The organism is Streptomyces sp. NPDC046876 (assembly GCF_040645035.1).
In the GTDB taxonomy this organism is placed as follows: domain Bacteria; phylum Actinomycetota; class Actinomycetes; order Streptomycetales; family Streptomycetaceae; genus Streptomyces.
Window position 1 is genome coordinate 1 of sequence record NZ_JBEYXK010000057.1, and the last position, 16432, is coordinate 16432.

The following is a 16432-nucleotide window of genomic DNA, read 5'->3' on the forward strand; positions in this document are numbered from 1 at the left end:
GTTGTCTTTTATTCCTGGGTCGCCTCCCCCGCCGCCGGGCCCCCCCCCCCCCGGAACCGGGTCCGGGCAGAGCCCGGTTTCTGGGGGCACCTCCCAGCGGTAGCTGGGGGAGAAGGGGCGGGGAGGGGACTGGCTCCGCGCAGCGGGAACCGGCAGCGGCAGCGGCCAGGCGGCAGGCGGGCGTTACAGGAGGGCGCGGAGGCGGTCGGCCAGGAGGTCCCAGCGCCACTTCTCCTCGACCCAGGCACGGCCCCGTTCCCCCATGCGGGAGCGAAGGGCCGGGTCCTGGAGGAGGGCCGTGATGCGGTCGGCGGCATCCGCCGGGGAGCCACCCCGGACCACCCACCCCGTCTCGCCGTCCAGGACCGCGTCCGGGGCTCCTCCCGAGTCCCCCGCGACCACCGGCAGACCGGTCGCCGAAGCCTCCAGGTACACGATGCCGAGCCCCTCCACGTCCAGCCCGCCCCGCCGGGTCCGGCACGGCATGGCGAAGACGTCGCCGGCGCCGTAGTGGGCCGGCAGCTCGGCCCACGGGACGGCGCCCGTGAAGACCACGGAGTCCGCGACGCCCGTCGCGACGGCCAGGGCCCGCAGGTCCGCCTCGTACGGCCCCCCGCCCACCACCAGCAGCACCGCGTCCGGCACCTCCGCCAGGATCCGCGGCATGGCCTCGATCAGGGTGTCCTGGCCCTTGCGCGGGACGAGGCGGGAGACGCAGACGACCACCGGCCGGTCGGACAGGCCCAGCCTGGCCCGGATCTCCTCGCCCCCGGACCCGGGGTGGAAGGTCTTCTCGTCGACGCCCGGCGGCAGTTGGACCATCCGGGCCGCGGCCCCGTCGGTCAGGGCGGACGCTATCCGCGAGCGGGTGTACTCCCCCAGGTACGTCAGGGTGTCCGTGCCCTCGCCGATCCGCCGCAGCAGCTGCCGCGCCGCGGGCAGCTGCGCCCAGCCGGCCTCGTGCCCGTGCGTGGTCGCGACGATCCGCCGCGCCCCGGCCCGCCGCAGTGCCGGCCCCATCAGCCCGAGCGGGGCGGCCGCCCCGAACCACACCGACTCGCAGCCGTGTTCGCGCAGCAGTCCCACCGCCCGGCGCGTCACGCGCGGTGTCGGCAGCAGCATCGTGGTGCGGTCGCGCACCACCTGGAACGGCTGTTCCGCATCGAAGGCGGCGGTGGCCTCGCGGCCCTCCGCGCTGTGCTTCCAGGTGGAGGCGTAGACGACGATCCGGTCGGGATCCAGCCGCAGCGCCATGTTGTGCAGGAAGGCCTGGATGCCGCCCGGTCGCGGCGGGAAGTCGTTGGTCACGATCAGCGTCTTGTGCATCGCCTGCCGACAGTACCGGACGGGCCGGAGGGGCCCGTCAGCCCGGTCGGACCCCGGCCGCCTCCCGGCGCAGCGCCTCCTGCCAGGCCCGGGTCAGCTCCGCCTCGTCCAGACCCAGTACGCCCTCCAGGGCGCCCGGCAGCGGCTCGCGCCCCGCGCGCTCGTACAGGCCGACCAGCGCCTCCTCCCCCCACCGCTGTGCGATCAGCCGGCAGGCCAGCCAGGCCCCCTCGTACGCCCGCGCCAGCACCTCCGGATCGCCGCCGAAGGCGAACGCCTCGTTGCGGGGCAGCTCCGCCGGCAGCTCCCCGCGGCGCACGGCCCGGCCGAGGGCGGGCGCGGCTCCGGCCGGGGCGGTGGCGCCGGCGCGGTAGGCGGCCCAGTCGGCGAAGCCCTCCGAGAGCCACAGCGGGGTCCGGGCGGAGGTGGCGGTGCGGGTGGCGACGTGGGTGGCCTCGTGGGCCAGGACGACGCCCCGGCCGGCGGCGCTGAGCTCGGCGTACCCGGCCGGGTTGACCACGATCCGGTCGGCGGGGCCCGCCGCGGCGCCCGTGCTGCCGGTGGTCACCGCGGCCATGCCCGCGTAGTCGGCGGCCGGCCGGCCCAGCAGAGCCGCCATCCCCTGGGTGGAGCCGGGTACCAGCACCACGACCCGCCCCGCCCACGGCCGCGGCCAGGCGGCACCCGCCGCGGCCACCGCCCGGTCGGCCTCGGCCGCGATCCCGGAGAGCTCCCCGGCGTCGCGGCCGGTGCCCAGCACCAGTGCGTGCGCGCCCCGGGCCGCGGAGACCGGCCCCTGGTCCCACAGCTGCTGCGGGGCGCCGGGGCCGGGCCCCTCGCCGGTAACCCGCCACCGCCCGCCGGACCGGCCGAGGCGCACCTCGCGGACGGATCCGGCCGGGGCCGTGTCGTATCCGGCGAGCCGGTAGTCGAGCCGGGCCTCCGCGGTGGCCCGGTCCCCGTCCCGCCGGACCGCGCCGACCTCGTACGCCCACCCCTCGAGCGGGATCCCGGCGAGCCGGTCGGGCGGCCGCTGCGCCCAGGCGGCGACGGCCGCCCGCACGTCCCGCTCCGCGGCGTCGCGCGCCGGGGCCGCGGAACACCCGCCGAGCAGGCCGCCCACCAGCAGCAGCACCCCGGCGCGACGGAGGACACCGCGGAGGAGGGGACGGCGGGGGCGGGCGGCTCGTACGGCGGCGGCCGGAGGGACCGGGGGCATCCGCCGATCGTAGCCACTGCCCCGCTCAGGGCCGGGTGACGGAGGACACGGGCATCATCCCGACCGGGTCGTAGCGGACCCGGGCCCCCGGGTAGGGGGCGTGTACGACCTGGCCGTTGCCGACGTACATGCCGACGTGGCTGGCGTCGGAGCGGTAGGTGACCAGGTCGCCGGGCCGGGCCTCGGACAGCGGGACCTGGCGGCCCGCGTACCGCTGGGCCTGGGAGGTGCGCGGCAGGGAGACGCCGGCCTGCCGGTACGACCACACCATCAGCCCCGAGCAGTCGAACCCGGTGGGGCCGGTGGAGCCCCAGACGTACGGGCGGCCCACCGCGGAGCGGGCGGCCCGCACGGCCGCGGCGGCGCGGCCGGAGGAGGCGCCGGAGCCGGGCGCGGGCAGCTCGGGCGGCAGGGCGTAGGGGCGGTCGCCGGAGCGCGAGGCCCGCTCGTAGTCGGCCCGCTCCTGCGCCGGCATCTCGTTCAGCAGCCGGCGGGCCGCGGCGAGCTTCGCCGTGACGACGCGCTTCTGGCGGGCCACGTCGGCGCGTACGGTGTCGAGCTCGGCGAGCTTGAGCGAGGCCTCGTGGCGCTGCTGGCCCAGTCGGCGCTGCTCCCCCCGCAGCTCGGCGAGCTGCTGGGCCTGGCGGCCGGTCAACCGGTCGAGGGCGGAGGCCTTTTCGAGGTATTCGTCCGGATCGTCCGACAGCATCAGCTCGACGGCGGGATCGATGCCGCCCGAGCGGTACTGGGCACCGGCGAAGGCGCCGAGCACGCCGCGCATGGTGTTGATGCGCTCCTGGCCCCGCGCCAGCTGGTCCTGCGCCCGGTCGATCTCGGCTCGCAGCTCACCGGCCCGCTCGCCGGCCTTGTTGTAGCGCTCGGTGGCCTGTTCGGCCTCCTCGAAGAGCCGGTCGACCTGGGCGCGGGCGCCGGAAGGGGGTTCCTGCGGCAGGGCCGGGGCCGCGGTGGCGGCTGCGCCCGTCATGGCGGCGGCGGCCGTGGCCGCGGCGGTCAGGACGGTGGCCTTGGTGGCGCGGTCGAGGCCGCCGAGACCGGACCGGCGATGGGACGCCATGTGAAACCGCTCCCTTCCGCTGCGCGGACCGGGTCCGCCCCCGTGGACGGCCGTGTGCCGGGCTCCGCGGGGGCAGACAGTAGCCGCGGCGGCGGGCACCGGCCAACGACCGCCGCGGGGCGCACACGGCGACGCCCCGCCCGTGTGCAGGTCACGGGCGGGGCGCGGGGTCACGTCGGGGCCGCCGAATTCGCCCGGATGGGCGGTGTACGGCGCGCCCGCGCGCAGGCGCCGGATCGCGCGCCGGGGCCGCGGGCCCTCGGGCGCAGGGCGTCAGATGCGGACGCCGAACTGGAACGGCATGTTGTTGATGGACTCGTACTTGACGCCGCCGCGCGGGTTCGAGGCGTGCAGCACGATCCCGTTGCCGGCGTACAGGCCGACGTGGTGGATGTCCGAGTAGAAGAAGACCAGGTCGCCGGGCTGGAGCTCGCTGCGGCCGATGCGCGTGCCGTCGTTCTGCTGGGTGTAGGTGGTGCGGGTGATGCTGACACCGGCCTGCTTGTAGGCCCACTGGGTCAGCCCGGAGCAGTCGAAGGCGCTCGGGCCCGTGGCGCCGGAGACGTAGGCGCTGCCCAGCTTGGTCTTGGCCGCCTCCAGGGCGGCCCCGGCGCGGCCGGAGACCTTCACGTTGCCGAGGTCGGCGCGGTCGCCGTCGCCGCGGCTGGCGCGGCTGTCGTCGTCCTTGAGCTGGGCGCGCTCCTGCGCGGTCAGGGTGTTCAGCTGGGCCTGGGCCTCGGCGAGCTTGTCCTGCGAGGCCTTCTTCTTCTCGGCGAGCTCCTTGCGGGTGGCGTCGAGGTCGGCGAGCTTGCCGGCGGCCTCCTGGCGCTGCTGCGCGAGGCTGCGCTGCTTGGCCTGGATGCGCTGGACGGCCTCGACCTGCTTGCCCGTCAACTGCTCGAGGGTGGAGGCCTTCTCGAGGTAGGTCTCGGGGTCGCCGGAGAGGAAGAGGGCGACGGACTGGTCCATGCCGCCGGTGCGGTACTGGGCGCTGGCCATCGAACCGAGGGTGTTGCGCAGCTGGTTGAGTTCCTCCTGGCCGCGGGCGACCTGGTCCTGGAGCTGGGATATCTCCTTCTCCAGCTTCTCCTGCCGCTCCTTGGCCGAGTTGGCCTTCTCGGTGGCCTGCTCGGCCTCCTCGTAGAGCGCGTCGACCTTGGCCTTGACCTCGTCCTTGCCCGGTCCGCCGGGAGCGGCGGAGGCGGCGTGCGCGGAGAGAGCGACGGCTGCGGCGGCCGTGGCGGTGAGGACGGTCACCCGTGCGCGGGTCGGCTGCTTGGGTCGACGGTGGGACGCCACGAAGCCGAGCTCCTTCTTCCAGTGCCGCCGGAGGGGGGAACGGGAAAGTCCAACGCATGCGACGAACGCACGCACGCACCCCGGCGTCGCCTTCGCCGTCACCCCGAATGAGTGATCTACCGCACGAAGGTTTGAGCAGACCCTAGTGACCCGGCTGTGATCACTTCAAATCCTCGCGGCAAAAATCCCTTGCTCCGACCAGGTTCTTTACCTATGGCGCACGCTCCGTGCAGGCGACTTGACGGTCCGTTCGCCGAGCTCTCGGCGAAATGCCGTATTCCGCCAAGGAGTTACGAAACGCGCGAAAGCCGCTTCAGGAGCAAAGCGGACGTGACGGGCCGGGCCCCGGCCTTCGCCACCCCGTCGGCCACCTCGCGGTCCGTGGAGACCACGACCACCGGCCGCCCGGGCGGTTCGGCACGCACCAGCTGGCGGATCAGCTCGTCCGCCGTCACGCCGGGCTTGGAGAACAGCACCCGCACCCCGCGCGGCGGCGCGAGCAGCACCGGGGCCGCCAGCTCCGCCCCGTCGAACACGCAGGTCATCTCCGCGCCGGTCTGCGCGGCCAGCATCGACAGCCCGCCCAGCAGCCGCAGCCGCTGCTTCTCCAGCGGCATCGTCGGATAGCCGGTCTTGGTCACGTTGTAGCCGTCGACCACCAGATGGGCCTGGGGCAGCGCCAGCAGCTGGTCCAGCAGCGCCGGGTCGGTCTCCGACAGGGCCCGCGCCGCGATGTCCTTCGGGGTCATCCGGCCCGGCTCCACCGCGTCCACGGTGTCGGCCGGCCGCGTCGAGACCGGCGGCAGCGCCAGCTCGCGGCGCAGCCCCTGCGCCGCGTCCAGCACCGTGTCCAGCAGCAGCCGCAGCCGCATGTCCTCGACGCTGCGGCCCTCGCGGGTGGCCCGGCGGGAGGTCTCCAGCGCCGACTCGGCCTCCGCCAGACGGGACTTCAGCCGGCGGGTCTCGCTCTCGGCGGCCACCACCTGGGCGGCGGCCTCGGCGCGGATCGCGTCGATCTCCGCGGTCACCTTGCGCAGCGCCGCCTCGCCCCGCTTGACGTCGCTCTGGGCGCTGCGCAGCTTGCGCTGAAGCGATTCGGCTTCCTTGCGCGCCGCCTCCAGCTCGGCGCGGACCTGCTCCCCGCCGGCGCGCTGGAGGTCCCGTACGTGGGCCAGCTCCTCGCGCAGCCGGTCCAGTTCGCGCCGGGTCTCCTCGTCGGCCCGCTCGGCGTCGGCGCGCTGCGCCTCCTCTCCCGCGGCGGCCACCAGCTTCACCCAGCCGGCCGGCCGCAGCACGTACGCGGCCGCGGCCACGTCCAGCGGGTCGGCGGCGGCGGGCGGCGCACCGGCGTCCAGCGCCCCGGCCAGCTCCGGCTGGGCCTCGCGCACCTTCTCGGCGACGCGGCCGCGGAAGACGGCGTCGCTCTCCACGGCCGCGGCCATGGCGTTGCCCGCGAACTTGGCGCGCCGGGTCGGGGTGAACCGGGCGTACTGGCGCAGCTGCGCCGGGAGGTCCGCGACCGTCAGTCCGCCGAAGGCGTCCGAGACGAGCGCGACGACCCGGCGCCGCACGCCTTCCGGCAGCGGGCGGTCGAGCACCTCGGCGGCGTCGCCGGCCGCATCGGCCGGCTCAGCGCCGCTTGCTGGCTCCACAATCCGTCACCCCTACCGTGATCTTTCCGAAAAGGGCGTGGCTCCCTCAGGAGTCCGCGCCCGGCCTGTCCACGAGTTCGATCTGGTCCACCGCGTTGCACCAGCGGCAGCGGACCGACTCGATGGTCTCACTGACCACCTCGCGTTCCTCGACCTTGGGCTCCCCGGCGAGATCCAGGTGTACGTACTCCACGACCTTCGACGAACGAGTGACGTCGAAGCGCGTGAGGTTGCCGCACAGCGTGCAGCGCCACCGGGTGGTGTCGGTCGGCAGGGGAACCGTCATCGGGCCGCTCTCTCCTTCGTAGCTGATTCAATTAAAGCCGCCGTCTGCGCGAATCGGCGGACCGCAGCACGTAACCCTACGGCCTGCCGGTGCGTAGGGCGGGGCCGGTTGGGTCATGCTCAATCGCATGATCGTAAAGTGGCGGGCTGCCGTGCGCGAGGCCGCGCGGGGCCCGGTGGCCACCCACGCCCTGATCGCCGGCTGCTGCCTGGTGTTCGTGCTCGGCCCGGCGTCGGGGCTGAACCCCTCCTACGGGACCGGCGAGCGGCTCCTGGAGACGGGGGGCGCGTACTTCCGGCGCTGGGGCGTGGTCCCGGACGAGCTCTTCACCGGGTCCGGGCGGGCCCTGCTGACCCCGCTGACCGCGCTGTTCGTGCACGGCAGCTGGCTGCACCTGCTCGGGAACATGCTGTTCCTGTACGTCTTCGGCGCCATGGCGGAGGAGCGGATGGGGCGCCCGGCGTTCCTGTGCTTCTACGTCTGCACCGGCTACCTGGCCCTCGCCGCGTACGCGGCCGCCAACGCCTCCTCCGACCAGACCCTCGTCGGCGCCTCGGGCGCGATCTCGGCGGTGCTGGGGGCGTTCCTGTGCCTGTTCCCGCGGGCGCGGGTGACGAGCCTGTTCCCGTTCCTGCTGTTCCTGCCGCTGCGGTTCCCCGCCTGGCTGGTGCTGCTGTTCTGGTTCGCCCTGCAATGGTTGGCGGCGCACCGGGCGGGCAGCGGGCCGGGGGTGGCGTACCTGGCCCACCTGGTGGGCTTCTCGCTCGGCTTCGTCTACGCGTGGGGGCGCTACCGGCGTACGACTAGAGTGAGGCGATCAGCGACGGCCACCGAGGGAGACAGCCAGCCATGATCACCGCGATCGTGCTCATCAAGACCAGCGTGGACCGCATCCCCGAGATCGCCGAGTCCATCGCCGCGCTGGAGAACGTCAGCGAGGTGTACTCCGTCACCGGTACGTACGACCTCATCGCGCTGGTCCGCGTGGCCCGCCACGACGACCTGGCGGACATCATCCCGGGCCGTATCAGCAAGATCCCGGGCGTCGAGGCCACCGACACCCACGTGGCCTTCCGCACCTACTCCCAGCACGACCTGGAAGCGGCCTTCGCCATCGGCCTGGACGCGTAGGGCCCGTCCGCCGCACCGCCCCCGGCTCACAGCCGGGGCAGCGCCTCCCCCGGCCCGGCCGGTCGGCCCTCGGCCAGCCGGAAGACGTACCCGCGCAGGCAGTCGCCGAGGCCGGTGTCGATGTGCGCGACGTACTCCCGTGCCCCGAGGGCGGCCTCGCGCTCGTACGGGCTCGCCGACGCCGACCAGGTCCGGGCCGCGCCCACGGCCCACTCGCGCACCCGCCCCCGCTCGCGCCACCAGTCCCGGACCGGTTCCGGCGTCCAGTACAGGTCGCCATCGGCGCCGTAGCCGGCGAAGGGATCGGCCTCGGCGGCGCAGATCAGGCGTCGCGCCGGCTGCGCTTCTCCCGGCGGCCCGGGACCGGGGCGCTCCAGTCCAGCACCGGCGCGCCCCACTGCGCAAGGACGCGGCCGGCGGCGGCGCGGACGGTCGGGACCGGGTCCCAGTAGGTCGTCCAGGGGCAACGGCGGCAGGGTGTCACACGGCCGGGACGCAGCGGCCCTCCTCCGTGCGGTACTGCCACTTCGCCCCCTCGGTGACGAGTTCCCTGACGGCGCGGACGAAGCGGTCCACGTGCTCGTCGGGGGTGCCGGCGCCGAAGCTGACGCGGATGGCGTTCAGGGAGGGGGTCACCCCGGACGAAGTCTGGGGGAGCTCGCCGGGCGCCGCCTCCGGGGATCCGCACTCGCCCGGCTCCTGAGGGGCGCTGCCCAGCAGGGTGCGGACCAGCGGGTGCGCGCAGAACAGGCCGTCGCGCACCCCGATGCCGTACTCGGCGGACAGGGCGGCGGCGAAGTGGGAGCTGTTCCAGCCGTCCACCACGAAGGAGATCACGCCGACCCGCGGGGCCTCGTCGCCGAAGAGGGACAGGATCCGCACCTGCGGGACGTCCGCGAGGCCGGCCCGGACCTTCGCGATCAGGTGGCGCTCGCGGGCGACGAGGGCGTCGAAGCCGGCCTCCGTCAGGGCCCGGCAGGCCGAAGCGATCGCGTAGACGCCGATGACGTTCGGGGAGCCGGCCTCGTGGCGCGCGGCCGTGGTGTGCCACTCGACCTCGACGCCGCCGTCCTCGCGGCGGGTGACCCGCCGCGAGGCGCCGCCGCCCGCCAGGTACGGCTCGGCCTGCTGGAGCCAGTCGGCCCGGCCGGCCAGCACGCCTGAGCCGAAGGGCGCGTACAGCTTGTGCCCGGAGAAGGCCACCCAGTCCACGTCCAGCTCCTGCACGGAGACGGGGTGGTGCGGGGCCAGCTGGGCGGCGTCGAGGACGATCCGCGCGCCGTGGGCGTGCGCGGCGGCGGCGAGCTCCTTCACCGGCCACAGCTCGCCGGTGACGTTGGAGGCGCCGGTCACGCACACCAGCGCGGGACCGTACGGGTCTCGGTCCGCCAGGGCCTGCTCCAGGGTGGCCACGGCCTCGCCGGGGGTGCGCGGTGCGTTGAGGTACGTGACCTGCGCGTCGTCCCACGGCAGCAGCGAGGCGTGGTGCTCGGTCTCGAAGACGAAGACCCGGCAGCCGGCCGGCAGGGCGGCCGCCAGCAGGTTCAGGGAGTCGGTGGTGGACCGGGTGAAGATCACCTGATCGGACGGGCGGCAGTCCAGGAACGCGGCGACCGCGTCCCGGCTCTGCTCGAACAGGTCGGTGGACAGCTGCGAGAGGTAGCCCGCGCCGCGGTGCACGCTGCCGTAGTAGGGGGCGTACGCGGCCACGTCGTCCCACACGCGCTGCAGGGCCGGGGCGCTCGCCGCATAGTCCAGGGCCGCATAGGTGACCTCCCCGCCGGTGACGAGGGGGACGGTGACGTCGCGGCCGAGCACGGCGAGCGGCTCGGTACGGGCGGGGTCGCAGGCGGCGGTGGCGGTGGCGGTGGCGACAGCGGTGGGCGCGGCGTTCAGGGATGCGGACATGGCGGATTCTCCCGGCAGGCAGGGCGGAATGGCTTCGGAGGTCACCCGTGGGCGGGTACGGCGGCGCTACGGGCCGGCCGTCGTCCGGGGTACGGGGAAAGGTCTCGGAAGGGGTGCGGGTACGCGAAGAGGACCCTGTTCCGAGGGGTGAAGAAGGGGCGGATTCGCCCTATCGCATTCGCTTGCTCACGGAAAAACGCTCCTCGAGAGACCAGGACCCCTGGTGTCGAGGGATCCGCGCTTGCCGCAGACCTTGTTGCCTGCGGCCTGGTCATCACCCGGGGCACCCCGCCACGGAAGGAGGGTTGCCGGACAGCAAGCCGGGGCCAAAACGCTGTCACTCGTGACCTGGGCAGCATCCTGCCACAAGATCCCGCACGCACAAGGCCCCGGTCCGCATGCTGGGACCGGGGCCTGGCCGGAAATCGACGGAAGGGATCCGTCAGCTCACGCGTTGCTGGCCGCCACCCACCGCTCGAGGGCGGCCCGCGCGGCCCCGGAGTCGATGGCCTCCGCCCCGCGGGCGATGCCCTCGCGGATCTGCTCCTCCAGGGAGCCGGAGCCGGGGTCGAGCGCCACCAGGGCGGCCGCCGTGTTCAGCAGGACCGCGTCGCGCACCGGGCCGGTCTCGCCGGCCAGCAGCCGGCGGGCGACGTCCGCGTTGTACGAGGCGTCCGCGCCGCGCAGCTCGGAGACGTCGACCAGGCCGATGCCCACGTCGCGCGGGTCGAAGGGCTGCTCCTGCACGCGGCCGTCGCGCACCCACCACACCCGGGAGGTCGCCGTCGTCGTCAGCTCGTCCAGGCCGTCGTCCCCGCGGAACACCAGCGCCGAGGAGCCGCGCTCCGCCAGCACGCCCGCCACGATCGGCGCCACGCGGGCGTCGGCGACGCCGGTGGCCTGCGCCCGCACCCGGGCCGGGTTCGTCAGCGGGCCCAGGAAGTTGAAGGTGGTCCGGATGCCGAGCTCCCGGCGGGCGGCGGCGACGTGCCGCAGCGCCGGGTGGAACTTCACCGCGAAGCAGAAGGTGATGCCTGCCTCCTCGGCGACCTCGGCCACCCGCACCGGGGTGAGGTCGAGGTTGACGCCGAGCTTCTCGAGCACGTCGGAGGCCCCGCTCGCCGAGGAGGCGGCCCGGTTGCCGTGCTTGACGACCTTGGCGCCCGTGCCGGCGACGACGATGGACGACATCGTGGAGATGTTCACCGTCTTGGCGCCGTCGCCGCCGGTGCCGACGATGTCCACGGTCCGGCCCGGCACCTCGATCAGGTTGGCGTGCGCGTACATCGCGCGCACCATGCCGTTGATCTCCTCGACGGTCTCCCCCTTGGCCCGCAGGGCCACCACGAAACCGGCGATCTGGGCGTCGGTGGCGGCGCCCCGCATGATCCGGTCCATCGCCCAGGCGGTGTCGTCGGCGTGCAGGTCCCGGCCGCCGAGCAGGGCGTCGAGGACGCCCGGCCAGGTGGGGGCCGCCACGCTGTCGCCGCCTGCCGGGGTCACAACGTTCATGGTCCGCTCCTGAGGGTCCACCGTCGAATGAAGTCGAATGAAGAGGTCTTGAAGGCTTCAGCCTATCCAGCCCGGAACACGGCAAAGAGCCCCGTCCAGACCCTGGACGGGGCTCTCGCCGTGGCGACACCGGAACTGACCGGAATCAGTCCCCTACGGGATCAGTGGTGGCCGTGGCCGCTCTGGATCTCCTTGTACTCCTCCACCGTGGGCTTCGGAATCTGGTTGTTCTCGGCGTAGAGGCCCTTGCTGAGCTTCACGCGGAGCTTCTCCATGCGGCCGACCTTGCGCTCGACGCCGTTCTCGTCGACCGTCGGGCCGAGTTCGAGCGGCTTGTACTGCTCGTGCGCGGTCAGCGTGTGCAGCTTGTCCTGCGACAGCGGCTCGTGGACCTCGACGAACTCACCGTGCGGCAGGCGCTTGATGATGCCGGTCTCGCGACCGTGCAGCACCTTGTCGTGGTCGCGGCGCTGCAGACCCAGGCAGATCCGCTTGGTGACGATGAACGCGAGCACCGGGACGACGAAGAAGCCGATCCGCACGAACCAGGTGATGTTGTTGATCGACAGGTGGAAGTACTGCGCGAACATGTCGTTGCCGCCGCCGATGAGGAGCACGATGTACTCCGCGATCCAGGCGACACCGAACGCGGTACGGGTCGGGACGTTGCGCGGGCGGTCCAGGATGTGGTGCTCGCGCTTGTCGCCGGTGACCCAGGACTCGATGAACGGCCACACCGCGATCGCGCCGAGGACCAGCGGGAAGAGCAGCAGCGGGATGAACACGCCGAGCACCAGCGTGTGGCCCCACAGGTTGATCTCCCAGCCGGGCATGGCACGGATCAGGCCTTCCGGCATACCCATGTACCAGTCGGGCTGCGCACCGGTGGACACGTGGTCCGGGCGGTACGGGCCGAGCGCCCAGATCGGGTTGATCGAGGCGATCGCCGCGATGGCCGCGATGACACCGAAGACCAGGAAGAAGAAGCCTCCGGCCTTGGCCATGTAGACGGGCAGCAGCGGCATGCCGACGACGTTGTTGTTCGTCTTGCCGGGACCCGCGAACTGGGTGTGCTTGTGGTAGAAGACCAGGATCAGGTGGGCCACCAGCAGGCCCATCATGATGCCGGGCAGCAGCAGGATGTGGATCGAGTAGAACCGCGCGACGAAGTCGCCGCCGGGGAACTCGCCGCCGAAGAGGAAGAACGACAGGTACGTGCCGATGACCGGCACGGACAGGATCGCGCCTTCCATGAAGCGGACACCGGTGCCCGAGAGCAGGTCGTCCGGCAGGGAGTAACCGGTGAAGCCGGTGAACATGCCGAGGACCAGCAGCAGGAAGCCGAAGATCCAGTTGACCTCGCGCGGCTTGCGGAACGCGCCGGTGAAGAAGACGCGCATCATGTGCACGACCATGCCCGCGACGAAGATCAGCGCCGACCAGTGGTGGATCTGCCGGATGAGCAGACCGCCGCGGACGTCGAAGCTGATGTCGAGCGTCGAGGAGAAGGCCTCGGACATCGTGACGCCCTGCATCGGGACGTACGAGCCGTGGTACACGACCTCGTTCATGCTCGGGTGGAAGAACAGCGTCAGGTACACACCCGTGAGGATGATGATGATGAAGCTGTAGAGGCAGATCTCACCCAGCATGAAGGACCAGTGGTCCGGGAAGATCTTGCGCATGTTCGCCTTGGCGAGGCTGTAGATGCCCAGGCGGCCGTCCGCCCAGTCCGCTACGCGCTCGCCGGCGGGCGCTTTGCGCTTCGTGTCAGTGGCAGTGCTCATGCGCCGCGCTCCCAGAATGCAGGACCGACGGGCTCCTCGAAGTCGCCGAGCGCCTCGAGGAAGCCTTCACCATTCACGCCGATCCGCAGCTGCGGAAGCGCGTGGCCGGCCGGGCCGAAGATGACACGGGCGCCGTCGGAGAGGTCGAAGGTGGACTGGTGGCACGGGCAGAGCACGTGGTGCGTCTGCTGCTCGTACAGGCTGATCGGGCAGCCGACGTGGGTGCAGATCTTCGAGTAGGCCACGATGCCGTCGTGGGACCACTCCAGCTCCCGCTTGTCCTTGATGTCCTCCGGCTTGATCCGGACGATCATCAGGGCGGCCTTGGCGATCTGGGTCTGGAAGTCGTGCTGCGCCTCCTCCAGGCCCTCGGGCATGGCGAAGGTCAGCGAACCGGTCTGGACGTCCTCGGGACGCAGCGGCTCCATCGTGTTCTGGTTGATGAGCAGCTTGCCCTTGGCCCACACGGTCTTGCGCAGCTTGTCCTCGGGCAGCGGGCCCAGGTCGCGCATGATCACGACGGCGGACAGCGGCAGCATGGCCAGCGCGCCCAGCATCGTGTTGCGGATCAGCGGGCGGCGGCCGATGGCGGACTCGTTCGCACCGTCGGCGAAGTCCTGCATGACCTTCGCCTTGACCTCCGCCGGGGCGGCGATCGGGTGGCGCTCGTCGGCGACCTCGACGTCGGACATCAGGGTGCGGGCCCAGTGGACCGCGCCCGCGCCGATGCAGAAGAGGGCCGCGCCGAGCGTCAGACCCAGGGCGAAGTTGAGGGCGCTCACCTTCCCGATGGGGAAGATGAACACGATCTTGTCGACCGGGATGCTCACGTAGGCGGCGATGAAGCCGATCGTGGCCAGCATCGACAGCGTGAACAGCATCGCCACGGTGCGCTCGGAGCGCCGGGCGGCCCGCTCGTCGATGTCCTGGATACGCGGCTTGTGGACCGGGAGGCCGGGGTCGGCGAACGGGTCGTCCGCGACCGCCACACCACCGTGGTGCGCGTCGCCCTGCTCGCTCGGCAGGTGCTTGTCTTCGGGAATGTCTTGGCTACTCATGACTTCTTGGCCTTAGCGGTGTGGGCCGCGACCCAGACGGCGACAGCGATCAGCGCACCCAGACCGAAGATCCAGCCGAAGAGGCCCTCGGAGACGGGGCCGAGGCCGCCGAGCTTGAGGCCGCCCGGGCTGACCGACTTCTCGCCGTTCACGTGCTGGAGGTACGCGATGATGTCCTTCTTCTGCTTCTCCGGCATGGTGCTGTCCGGGAAGGAGGGCATGTTCTGCGGGCCGGTGAGCATGGCCTCGTAGATGTGCTTCGGCTCGACGCCCTCGAGGTTGGGGGCGTACTTGCCGTTCGTCAGGGCGCCGCCCTCACCGGTGAAGTTGTGGCACTGCGCGCAGTTGTTGCGGAACAGCTCGCCACCCTTGGCGACGTCGGCACCCACCGTGGAGTACTGCTTCTCGGTCGGCGTGATCGGGCCGGCGCCGAGGGAGGCGATGTACGCGGCCAGCTGGTCGATCTGCGCCTGGGAGTAGATCACCGGCTTCTTCGGCACCTGGGCGCCGGGCTGCTGGGCGGGCATGCGGCCCGTGCTCACCTGGAAGTCGACGGCTGCGGAGCCGACGCCGACCAGGCTGGGGCCGTCAGTGGTTCCCTGACCGCCGGTTCCGTGGCAGCTTGCGCAACCCACGGCGTAGAGCTTCTTGCCCTCCTCGATGGCGAGGGACTGGGCGGTTTCATCGGCCTGCGCCTTGCCCGCAGGGGCGAAGGCGGCGTACAGCCCCCCAGTGGCCGCCAGCGCGAGGAGTAGAACGACGACCGCCGCCAGCGGATGGCGTCGTCGTGCGGAGAGCTTTTTCACGGATTACCCCGGTGTCAGGATCTTCTGCGTCGGTGTTTCTGGATGGAGTGCCGGGCGGCGCCCGGCGACGTGTTCCCGCTACTTGATCAGGTAGATCGTCGCGAAGAGGCCGATCCAGACGACATCGACGAAGTGCCAGTAGTAGGACACGACGATGGCCGACGTGGCCTGTTCGTGGGTGAACCTCTTGGCCGCGTACGTCCGGCCGAGGACCAGCAGGAAGGCGATCAGACCGCCCGTCACGTGCAGTCCGTGGAAGCCGGTGGTCAGGTAGAAGACCGAACCGTACGGACCGGACGAGAGGGAGATGCCCTCGTGCTTGACCAGCTCGGTGTACTCGAACACCTGGCCGCCAATGAAGATCGCACCCATGATGAACGTGACGATGAACCACGTCCGGAGCTTCTTCACGTCACCGCGCTCGGCGGCGAAGACGCCGAGCTGGCAGGTGAGGGAGGAGAGCACCAGGATCGTGGTGTTCGTCGCCGAGAAGGGCAGATTCAGGGCCGAGGCCTGCTCTGTCCAGTACTCGGCGCCCGTCACCGATCGCAGGGTGAAGTACATCGCGAAGAGGGCCGCGAAGAACATCAGCTCGGAACTCAACCAGATGATCGTTCCGACGCTGACGAGGTTCGGTCGATTGACCGTCGGGTGCGCGTGCCCGGTATCTACTGTCGTTGCTGTCGCCACGACCGACATTATGTCGGTCGCTTATCCCGCCCTCACCCCGGGGGGTGCCGTTCGGAGTGTCAGGGCCGTGTGCAAGGCCCGAACGGCCCATCGGAGCACCGTTCGCGAGGGTGTGCGAACCGATGTTGACACCGGGTCGGGAGGAGTAGCATCCCGCGCAACATCAACGTGATTCACGGCACCGTGGAGGAACGAAATGCGGTCGACTGCACGGGTTCTGGTCTACAGCGACGACGCGAACACCCGGCAGCAGGTGCGCCTGGCGGCCGGGCGCAGGCCGGCCGCGGACCTGCCGCCCGTCGAGTTCACGGAGTGCGCCACGCTGCCGGCGGTCCTGAGCGAACTGGACGCGGGCGGGATCGACGTGTGCGTGCTGGACGGCGAGGCGGTTCCGGCCGGGGGCATGGGGGTGTGCCGGCAGATCAAGGACGAGGTCTTCCGCTGCCCTCCGGTACTGCTGCTGATGGGGCGTCCGCAGGACGCCTGGCTGGCCACGTGGAGCCGCGCGGATGCGGCGGTGACCCTTCCGGTCGACCCGGTGGAGTTCGCGGACGCACTGGCGGCCCTGCTGCGCTCCCGGCTGTCGCTGGACGCCTAGGACGACGGCCCCCGGTGCGCAGGGCCCCGTACGGGCTCCTGGGCACCGGGGCCCGGCCCTCGCGCTCGGTGCCCGGCGCGGGAGA

Annotated in this window: 16 protein-coding genes and 1 riboswitch; of the genes, 3 read left to right on the top strand and 13 right to left on the bottom strand. The window is 72.2% G+C overall.

Annotated features, from left to right (window positions below; translation table 11 throughout):
- Window positions 1–183 precede the first annotated feature (183 nt).
- The 6 genes from ABZ924_RS25260 to ABZ924_RS25285 all read right to left on the bottom strand — a co-directional run bounded on the left by ABZ924_RS25260 (window position 184) and on the right by ABZ924_RS25285 (window position 6857).
- Window positions 184–1326, bottom strand: coding sequence for a glycosyltransferase family 4 protein (locus ABZ924_RS25260; RefSeq protein WP_361913985.1), 1143 nt, complete (start codon window positions 1324–1326; stop codon window positions 184–186).
- 37 nt (window positions 1327–1363) lie between these two features.
- Complete coding sequence (locus ABZ924_RS25265) at window positions 1364–2545, bottom strand: hypothetical protein (RefSeq protein ID WP_361913988.1); 1182 nt, start codon at window positions 2543–2545, stop codon at window positions 1364–1366.
- Window positions 2546–2570: 25 nt separating this feature from the next.
- A complete protein-coding gene (locus ABZ924_RS25270) occupies window positions 2571–3620 on the bottom strand; it encodes an NlpC/P60 family protein (RefSeq protein WP_361913991.1) in 1050 nt (349 codons plus the stop codon).
- Between the two features lie 273 nt (window positions 3621–3893).
- Window positions 3894–4919 (bottom strand): NlpC/P60 family protein, encoded by a 1026-nt coding sequence (locus ABZ924_RS25275; protein WP_361913993.1) that lies wholly within the window; start codon window positions 4917–4919, stop codon window positions 3894–3896.
- Between the two features lie 290 nt (window positions 4920–5209).
- The gene (locus tag ABZ924_RS25280) at window positions 5210–6574 is read right to left on the bottom strand and encodes an NYN domain-containing protein (protein ID WP_361914089.1); all 1365 of its coding nucleotides are present in this window, start codon (window positions 6572–6574) and stop codon (window positions 5210–5212) included.
- 43 nt (window positions 6575–6617) lie between these two features.
- Window positions 6618–6857, bottom strand: coding sequence for a hypothetical protein (locus tag ABZ924_RS25285; RefSeq protein WP_249771655.1), 240 nt, complete (start codon window positions 6855–6857; stop codon window positions 6618–6620).
- Window positions 6858–6984: 127 nt separating this feature from the next.
- Here ABZ924_RS25285 and ABZ924_RS25290 point away from each other — a divergent pair, with 127 nt between their 5' ends.
- Together ABZ924_RS25290 and ABZ924_RS25295 are read left to right on the top strand one after the other, a co-directional pair.
- Complete coding sequence (locus ABZ924_RS25290; protein WP_361913996.1) at window positions 6985–7710, top strand: rhomboid family intramembrane serine protease; 726 nt, start codon at window positions 6985–6987, stop codon at window positions 7708–7710.
- Window positions 7707–7988, top strand: a complete 282-nt coding sequence (locus ABZ924_RS25295; protein WP_114057247.1) for an Lrp/AsnC ligand binding domain-containing protein — start codon at window positions 7707–7709, stop codon at window positions 7986–7988. The genes ABZ924_RS25290 and ABZ924_RS25295 overlap by 4 nt, the downstream gene beginning before the upstream one ends.
- A gap of 26 nt (window positions 7989–8014) precedes the next feature.
- Here ABZ924_RS25295 and ABZ924_RS25300 read toward each other — a convergent pair whose 3' ends face one another.
- The 7 genes from ABZ924_RS25300 to ABZ924_RS25330 all read right to left on the bottom strand — a co-directional run bounded on the left by ABZ924_RS25300 (window position 8015) and on the right by ABZ924_RS25330 (window position 15758).
- Window positions 8015–8386: a hypothetical protein gene (locus ABZ924_RS25300; protein WP_361913999.1), complete on the bottom strand. Its 372-nt coding sequence runs from the start codon at window positions 8384–8386 to the stop codon at window positions 8015–8017.
- An 82-nt stretch (window positions 8387–8468) separates the two neighbouring features.
- Window positions 8469–9896, bottom strand: a complete 1428-nt coding sequence (locus tag ABZ924_RS25305) for an aminotransferase class V-fold PLP-dependent enzyme (protein ID WP_361914002.1) — start codon at window positions 9894–9896, stop codon at window positions 8469–8471.
- 232 nt (window positions 9897–10128) lie between these two features.
- Window positions 10129–10245, bottom strand: a riboswitch (SAM riboswitch).
- Between the two features lie 98 nt (window positions 10246–10343).
- Window positions 10344–11408, bottom strand: coding sequence for an anthranilate phosphoribosyltransferase (gene trpD / locus ABZ924_RS25310; protein WP_361914005.1), 1065 nt, complete (start codon window positions 11406–11408; stop codon window positions 10344–10346).
- 161 nt (window positions 11409–11569) lie between these two features.
- A complete protein-coding gene (locus ABZ924_RS25315) occupies window positions 11570–13195 on the bottom strand; it encodes a cytochrome bc complex cytochrome b subunit (RefSeq protein ID WP_361914008.1) in 1626 nt (541 codons plus the stop codon).
- Complete coding sequence (locus ABZ924_RS25320; RefSeq protein ID WP_361914011.1) at window positions 13192–14253, bottom strand: Rieske 2Fe-2S domain-containing protein; 1062 nt, start codon at window positions 14251–14253, stop codon at window positions 13192–13194. The genes ABZ924_RS25315 and ABZ924_RS25320 overlap by 4 nt, the downstream gene beginning before the upstream one ends.
- Window positions 14250–15059, bottom strand: a complete 810-nt coding sequence (locus tag ABZ924_RS25325; RefSeq protein ID WP_361914014.1) for a c-type cytochrome — start codon at window positions 15057–15059, stop codon at window positions 14250–14252. Before ABZ924_RS25325 ends, ABZ924_RS25320 begins: the two co-directional genes overlap by 4 nt.
- Window positions 15060–15137: 78 nt before the next feature.
- Window positions 15138–15758 (bottom strand): heme-copper oxidase subunit III, encoded by a 621-nt coding sequence (locus ABZ924_RS25330; RefSeq protein WP_361914016.1) that lies wholly within the window; start codon window positions 15756–15758, stop codon window positions 15138–15140.
- A gap of 187 nt (window positions 15759–15945) precedes the next feature.
- Between ABZ924_RS25330 and ABZ924_RS25335 the strand changes: the two genes are divergently transcribed.
- Window positions 15946–16347 (top strand): hypothetical protein, encoded by a 402-nt coding sequence (locus ABZ924_RS25335; RefSeq protein WP_361914019.1) that lies wholly within the window; start codon window positions 15946–15948, stop codon window positions 16345–16347.
- The last annotated feature ends 85 nt before the right edge of the window (window positions 16348–16432 follow it).